Below are 1,266 nucleotides of genomic sequence, written 5' to 3' on the forward strand. Positions count from 1 at the left end.
TGTGAGCTACTCCCCGAAAACCGGACAGTGACGGAAGCTACGATGTGGCGTCTGCTGGTCTCCAGGGATGGGAGATCAGAGCATGCGCAAACGCAGGAATCATGACGCGGGCTTCAAGGCTCGCGTGGCGCTGGAAGCCGTGAAGGGTGAGCGCACCGTGTCGGAATTGGCCACCGAATATGGCGTGCATCCGACGATGATCCACCAGTGGAAGAAAGCGCTGCTCGATGGAGCGGCGGACATCTTCGAGCGGGGCGGCAGGAAGGCGGCCGAGGTCGACGAAGAGACGGTACGGGCCCTCCACGCCAAGATCGGGGAGCTGGCGGTCGCCAATGATTTTTTGTCACGAAGGCTCAAGCCCTGGACCGGGAAGTGAGGCGCGCGATGATCGAGCGCAACCACCCCTCGTTGTCGGTCGGGATGCAGTGCCGGTTGCTGTCGCTGCCGCGCTCCTCGTTTTACTACGAGCCGCAGGGCGAGACCGAGATGAACCTCGCCCTCATGCTGCTGATCGACAAGCAGTTCCTGGACACGCCCTTCTACGGCGTTCAGCAGATGACCTGGCACCTGAAGAACGAAGGGCATCCGGTGAACGTCAAGCGCATCCGGCGGCTGATGCGCCTCATGCGGTTGATGCCGATCTTCCAGAAGCCCGACACGAGCAGGCCCGCGAAGGGGCACAAGACCTACCCCTATCTGCTTGGCGGCCTGAGGGTTGCTCGGCCCAACCAGGTCTGGTGCGCCGACATCACCTATCTGCCGATGCGGCGTGGCTTTCTGTATCTCGTCGCGATCATGGACTGGTTCACCCGCAAAGTGCTGGCGTGGCGCGTCTCGAACACGCTGGAGGCGGACTTCTGTGTCGAGGCGTTGAACGAGGCTCTGTACAGGTTCGGCTCGCCCGAGATCATGAACACCGATCAGGGCAGCCAGTTCACGTCCTTCGCCTGGACCGATCGGCTGAAGCGGGCTGGCGCCCGGATCTCGATGGACGGCAAGGGCCGCTGCCTCGACAACATCTTCATCGAACGCCTGTGGCGGTCCCTGAAGTACGAATGCGTCTACCTGCACGCCTGGGAAATCGGGTCGCAGGCCCGGGCAGGCGTTGGGCGATGGATCGCTTTCTACAACCACCAGCGGCCTCACGCCGCCCATGGCGGGCAGCCGCCAGCCGTGGTCTACTTCACCGCCATTGAAACCGATCAGCAGACCCGCAGAGTAGCTTAAACCAGCCGGGAATCTGTCCAAGGATCGGGGAGTAGCTCA

At 62.6% G+C, this 1,266-nt stretch carries 1 protein-coding gene; it reads left to right on the plus strand.

The window, feature by feature from the left end; translation table 11 throughout:
- Positions 1 to 82: 82 nt before the first annotated feature.
- Positions 83 to 1,227, plus strand: a protein-coding gene (locus NK718_RS21815) for an IS3 family transposase (RefSeq protein WP_371877347.1) whose coding sequence is annotated in 2 segments (ribosomal slippage) — positions 83 to 368 and positions 368 to 1,227 — 1,146 coding nt in all. Because the reading frame shifts where the segments join, the coding sequence is not laid out codon by codon here.
- Positions 1,228 to 1,266 lie beyond the last annotated feature (39 nt).

The organism is Alsobacter ponti, assembly GCF_024294805.1.
GTDB classification, from domain to species: domain Bacteria; phylum Pseudomonadota; class Alphaproteobacteria; order Rhizobiales; family Beijerinckiaceae; genus Alsobacter; species Alsobacter ponti.